Source organism: Streptomyces bobili, assembly GCF_002154575.1.
Taxonomy (GTDB): domain Bacteria; phylum Actinomycetota; class Actinomycetes; order Streptomycetales; family Streptomycetaceae; genus Streptomyces; species Streptomyces bobili.
Genome location: NZ_MUBA01000270.1, coordinates 1 through 5207 on the forward strand (window position 1 = coordinate 1; position 5207 = coordinate 5207).

Consider the following 5207-nt stretch of genomic DNA (forward strand, 5'->3'; position numbering starts at 1 on the left):
GGCCTGCGCCCCGTCCTCACCGCCCTCGCCGACGACCCCGAGGCCCGCGACACCTTCGTCACCGAGTACCGCGACCTGCTCCGCGAGGCCTACCCACCCCGCCCGTACGGCACGGTGCTCCCGTTCCGCCGCCTGTTCACGGTGGCCAGGAAGGGGGCGTAAGGCTTATGGCGTCCGGCCCAAGTGCGTGACGAGGACACGGATCACGGCCTTGTCGATGAGGTACAGGACCCGGTAGTCGCCGATGCGGAGGCGGCGGAGGTCAGGGGACCCGTAGGGGACCGATCCTGCCGGGCGTGGATCGTGGGCGAGTTTGTCGATGCTGTCGAGGAGTAAGGCAAGGCCGCTCGGGTCCTTCTGGAGGAACCGGGCGGCCATGTCCAGGGCGTGCGGCTCGAACTCGATCTCGTAGGTCACTTCTGCTCGAGCCCCAGCCGCTTGCGCACCTCTGCCATCGGGATACCGGGCGCCAGTGTGCCCTCGGCCTTGCGCCGCTGGTAGTCGGACACCGCCAGGGCGTCCTCGAGATCCTCTATCACCTGGGGAGAGACGAGCAGGGCGGCCACGTGGCCGTGGTCGGTGAGGGCGATGGTTTCCCGGCCGTGAGCCGCACGCCGGACCAGGTCGCCGAGCTGGGCACGGGCCGCGCTGATAGCAATCTCAGTCATGTGCACATGATGGCAGAACATTACTCTTCATGCACATGGTTTGGGCTGCCTGAAGCGGGGTCACCCGGTGAGGTGAGAGAAGCCAACCTGACTGGGAGTGAGACACCGTGGCAGGCGAGCAGAAGTCCAAGGCGAAGATGGAACAGGCCAAGGGCAAGGTCAAGGAAGCGGCCGGACGGGCCGTGGGCAACGAGCGCCTCGAGGCCGAGGGTCGCGCCGAGCAGGCCAAGGGCGACGCCCGCCAGTCGAAGGAGAAGGCGAAGGACGTCTTCAAGCACTGACTCGGACGGACACAGAGGTGAGGGCCCCCGCCAGTGGGCGGGGGCCCTCGTACGCGTACGTCAGCTCTTGCGGCGGCCTATCAGGTGGGGCTTGGCCTCCAGGCCGTCCAGGCCGTGCCAGGCCAGGTTCACCAGGTGCGCCGCGACCTCCGCCTTCTTCGGCCGGCGTACGTCCAGCCACCACTGGCCGGTCAGCGCGACCATGCCGACCAGCGCCTGCGCGTACAGCGGAGCCAGCTTCGGGTCGAAGCCGCGGCTCTTGAACTCACGGCCCAGGATGTCCTCCACCTGGGTGGCGATGTCCGAGATGAGAGACGCGAAGGAACCCGTCGACTGGGGGATGGGGGAGTCCCGGACGAGGATGCGGAAACCGTCCGTGTACTCCTCGATGTAGTCGAGGAGAGCGAAGGCGGCCTGTTCGCACAGTTCGCGGGGGTGGCCCGCCGTGAGGGAGCTGGTCACCATGTCCAGCAGGCGCCGCATCTCCCGGTCCACCACCACCGCGTACAGCCCCTCCTTGCCGCCGAAGTGCTCGTACACCACCGGCTTGGAGACCCCGGCCTTCGCCGCGATCTCCTCCACCGACGTGCCCTCGAACCCCTTCGCCGCGAAGAGAGTGCGGCCGATCTCCAGCAACTGCTGGCGACGCTCCGCACCGGTCATCCGGGTGCGACGCACTCGCCGCGGCTTCTCATTGCTCGGGGTACTGCTGGAGTCGGTCGCCACGGCGTCCATCATGCCGCGTCGGCGGTCACCTTCCGGCGCCGGGAGCCGTCCCCGTCCGTGTTCCGGCGCGAATCGATACGCGAGCGTGACGGCCAGCGCACGTCGTACGCCCAGCCCAGCATCTCGAACCAGCGGATGAACCGCGCCGAGGAGTCCAGCTGGCCGCGCATCACACCGTGCCGCGCCGAGGTGGGCTCGGCATGGTGCAGATTGTGCCAGGACTCACCGCAGGACAGCACGGCCAGCCACCACACGTTGCCCGACCGGTCACGCGACTTGAACGGCCGCTTGCCCACCGCGTGACAGATCGAGTTGATCGACCAGGTCACGTGGTGCAGCAACGCCACCCGCACCAGCGAGCCCCAGAAGAACGCGGTGAACGCGCCCCACCAGGACATCGTCACCAGTCCGCCGATCAGCGGCGGCAAAGCCAGCGACAGCAGCGTCCACAGCACGAACTGCCGGGAGATCGCCCGCAGCGCCGGGTCCTTGATCAGATCCGGCGCGTACTTGTCCTGCGGCGTCTGCTCCTCGTCGAACATCCAGGCGATGTGCGCCCACCACAGGCCCTTCATCAGCGCCGGCAGCGTCTCACCGAAACGCCACGGCGAATGCGGGTCACCCTCCGCGTCGGAGAACTTGTGATGCTTGCGGTGGTCCGCCACCCAGCGGACCAGCGGTCCCTCCACGGCCATCGACCCCATGATCGCCAAGGCGATCCGCAGGGGCCGCTTCGCCTTGAAGGAACCATGCGTGAAGTACCGGTGGAAACCGATGGTGATGCCGTGGCATCCGAGGTAGTAGAAGAAGACCAGCAGGCCGAGGTCCAGCCAGCTCACCCCCCAGCCCCAGGCCAGCGGCACCGCCGCCAGCAGGGCCAGGAACGGCACGATGATGAAGAGCAGCAGCGTGATCTGCTCGATCGAACGCTTCTGTTCACCGCCCAGAGTGGCGGAGGTGGTGGGGGAGTCGTGGGGCGAGTCGTCGGGCGCCGGTGAGGGGTCTTCGATCACGTCGGAGCTAGAGGTCATGCGCGTCCCCTGTGGGGTCGTGGGTTGAGAGAGGTGCCAGGCCGGGAGACCGCACCACACTTCCTACGGTCCCGTAACCTACGGCGTCGTAAGTATGGCAGTGCGGCACCCGGCGGCAAGGCCCGCGAGTCTGCGCGTCCGCACGGACACCTATCCTTGGAAACAGTCGGACAGCGCGGTCCGCTCTGTTTTCTTCCCGGATGTCAGGCCCGTATGCGGCCCCGCCGCGGGGCCTGAGGCCCGGGTTCCCTCCCGGACGAGCTTCAACACTGCAAGGAGCCGCACCTGTGAGCAGTGCCGACGACCAGACGACTACCAGCCCCGAGCTGCGCGCCGACATCCGCCGACTGGGTGACCTCCTCGGTGAGACCCTCGTCCGGCAGGAGGGCCCCGAGCTCCTCGACCTGGTCGAAAAGGTCCGCCGCCTCACGCGCGAGGACGGCGAGGCAGCCGCCGACCTGCTGCGCGGCACCGAACTGGAGACCGCGGCCAAGCTGGTCCGCGCCTTCTCCACGTACTTCCATCTGGCGAACGTCACCGAGCAGGTCCACCGCGGCCGCGAACTGCGCGCCAGGCGCGCCGCCGAAGGCGGCCTCCTCGCCCGCACCGCCGACCGCCTCAAGGACGCCGACCCCGACCACGTCCGCGAGACGGTCCGGAACCTCAATGTTCGCCCCGTCTTCACGGCGCACCCCACCGAAGCCGCACGCCGGTCGGTACTCAACAAGCTCCGGCGCATCGCCGCGCTCCTGGAGACCCCCGTCATCGAGGCCGACCGCCGCCGCTACGACACCCGACTGGCCGAGAACATCGACCTCGTCTGGCAGACGGACGAACTCCGCGTGGTCCGCCCCGAGCCCGCCGACGAGGCCCGCAACGCCATCTACTACCTCGACGAACTCCACGCCGGAGCCGTCGGCGACGTCCTCGAGGACCTCACCGCCGAACTCGAACGCGTCGGCGTGACCGTCCCCGCCGAGACCCGCCCCCTCACCTTCGGCACCTGGATCGGCGGCGACCGCGACGGCAACCCCAACGTCACCCCCCAGGTGACCTGGGACGTCCTCATCCTCCAGCACGAACACGGCATCAACGACGCCCTGGAGATGATCGACGAACTCCGCGGATTCCTCTCCAACTCCATCCGCTACACCGGAGCCACCGAGGAACTCCTCACCTCCCTCCAGACCGACCTGGAACGCCTCCCCGAGATCAGCCCCCGCTACAAGCGCCTCAACGCCGAGGAGCCCTACCGGCTCAAGGCCACCTGCATCCGGCAGAAGCTGGAGAACACCAAGACGCGCCTCGCCAAGGGCATCCCCCACGAGCCCGGCCGCGACTATCTCGGCACCAGCGAGCTGATCGGCGACCTCGCCCTCATCCAGACCTCCCTGCGCGAACACCGCGGCGGCCTCTTCGCCGACGGCCGGATGAACCGCACCATCCGCACCCTGGCCGCCTTCGGCCTCCAGCTCGCCACCATGGACGTCCGCGAACACGCCGACGCCCACCACCACGCCCTCGGCCAGCTGTTCGACCGCCTCGGCGAGGAATCCTGGCGCTACGCCGACATGCCCCGCGAGTACCGCACCAAGCTCCTCGCCAAGGAACTCCGCTCACGCCGGCCGCTGGCCGGTACCCCGGCGCCCGTCGACGCGGCCGGCGAGAAGACCCTCGGCGTGTTCGAGACGGTCAAGCGGGCGCTCGCCGTCTTCGGACCCGAGGTCATCGAGTCGTACATCATCTCCATGTGCCAGGGCGCCGACGACGTCTTCGCCGCCGCCGTCCTCGCCCGCGAGGCCGGCCTCGTCGACCTGCACGCCGGCTGGGCCAGGATCGGCATCGTGCCCCTCCTGGAGACCACCGACGAGCTGAAGGCCGCCGACACCATCCTGGAGGACATGCTCTCCGACCCGTCGTACCGCCGTCTGGTGGCACTGCGCGGAGACGTCCAGGAGGTCATGCTCGGCTACTCCGACTCCTCCAAGTTCGGCGGCATCACCACCAGCCAGTGGGAGATCCACCGCGCCCAGCGCCGCCTGCGCGACGTGGCCCACCGCTACGGCGTCCGGCTGCGCCTCTTCCACGGCCGCGGCGGCACCGTCGGCCGTGGCGGCGGCCCCTCGCACGACGCGATCCTCGCCCAGCCCTGGGGCACCCTCGAAGGCGAGATCAAGGTCACCGAGCAGGGCGAGGTCATCTCCGACAAGTACCTCATCCCGTCGCTGGCCCGCGAGAACCTGGAACTGACGGTCGCCGCCACCCTCCAGGCCTCCGCCCTGCACACCTCACCCCGCCAGTCCGACGAGTCCCTCGCCCGCTGGGACGCGGCCATGGACCTCGTCAGCGACGCCGCCCACGACGCCTACCGGGCGCTCGTCGAGGACCCCGACCTGCCGTCGTACTTCTTCGCCTCCACCCCCGTCGACCAGCTCGCCGACCTCCATCTCGGCTCGCGTCCCTCCCGGCGCCCCGACTCCGGCGCCGGTCTCGACGGCCTG

General features: G+C 69.2%; 6 protein-coding genes and 1 pseudogene. 3 read left to right on the forward strand and 4 right to left on the reverse strand.

What is annotated here, in order from left to right:
* Positions 1–162 (forward strand): annotated as a pseudogene (locus tag BZL64_RS41255) (trans-aconitate methyltransferase); the annotation flags it as partial.
* 3 nt (positions 163–165) lie between these two features.
* Here BZL64_RS41255 and BZL64_RS21885 read toward each other — a convergent pair.
* Together BZL64_RS21885 and BZL64_RS21890 are read right to left on the reverse strand one after the other, a co-directional pair.
* Positions 166–417, reverse strand: coding sequence for a type II toxin-antitoxin system RelE family toxin (locus BZL64_RS21885; protein ID WP_086770895.1), 252 nt, complete (start codon positions 415–417; stop codon positions 166–168).
* On the reverse strand, positions 414–668 hold the full coding sequence (locus BZL64_RS21890; protein WP_086770900.1) for a type II toxin-antitoxin system Phd/YefM family antitoxin: 255 nt from the start codon (positions 666–668) through the stop codon (positions 414–416). The genes BZL64_RS21885 and BZL64_RS21890 overlap by 4 nt, the downstream gene beginning before the upstream one ends.
* Before the next feature lie 107 nt (positions 669–775).
* On the opposite strand from BZL64_RS21890, the gene BZL64_RS21895 reads away from it, so the two are divergent.
* Positions 776–949 carry a CsbD family protein gene (locus tag BZL64_RS21895; RefSeq protein WP_086770896.1) on the forward strand — a complete coding sequence of 58 codons (174 nt, stop codon included), beginning with the start codon at positions 776–778 and terminating at the stop codon, positions 947–949.
* 60 nt (positions 950–1009) lie between these two features.
* Here the strand turns inward: BZL64_RS21895 and BZL64_RS21900 are convergent, their stop codons facing one another.
* Positions 1010–1687, reverse strand: coding sequence for a TetR/AcrR family transcriptional regulator (locus BZL64_RS21900; RefSeq protein ID WP_086770897.1), 678 nt, complete (start codon positions 1685–1687; stop codon positions 1010–1012).
* Entirely contained in the window at positions 1684–2706 is a 1023-nt protein-coding gene (locus tag BZL64_RS21905; protein ID WP_086770898.1) for an acyl-CoA desaturase, read from the reverse strand. Before BZL64_RS21905 ends, BZL64_RS21900 begins: the two co-directional genes overlap by 4 nt.
* A 287-nt stretch (positions 2707–2993) precedes the next feature.
* Here BZL64_RS21905 and BZL64_RS21910 point away from each other — a divergent pair.
* The coding region (locus tag BZL64_RS21910; RefSeq protein ID WP_086770899.1) for a phosphoenolpyruvate carboxylase at positions 2994–5207 on the forward strand (2214 nt) is incomplete at its 3' end.

What these genes read in the sequence shown, in the direction of transcription:
- BZL64_RS21890 (WP_086770900.1), bottom strand. Translation starts at nt 668, where the DNA reads ATGACTGAGATTGCTATCAGCGCGGCCCGTGCCCAGCTCGGCGACCTG.
- BZL64_RS21900 (WP_086770897.1), bottom strand. Translation starts at nt 1,687, where the DNA reads ATGATGGACGCCGTGGCGACCGACTCCAGCAGTACCCCGAGCAATGAG.
- BZL64_RS21905 (WP_086770898.1), bottom strand. Translation starts at nt 2,706, where the DNA reads ATGACCTCTAGCTCCGACGTGATCGAAGACCCCTCACCGGCGCCCGAC.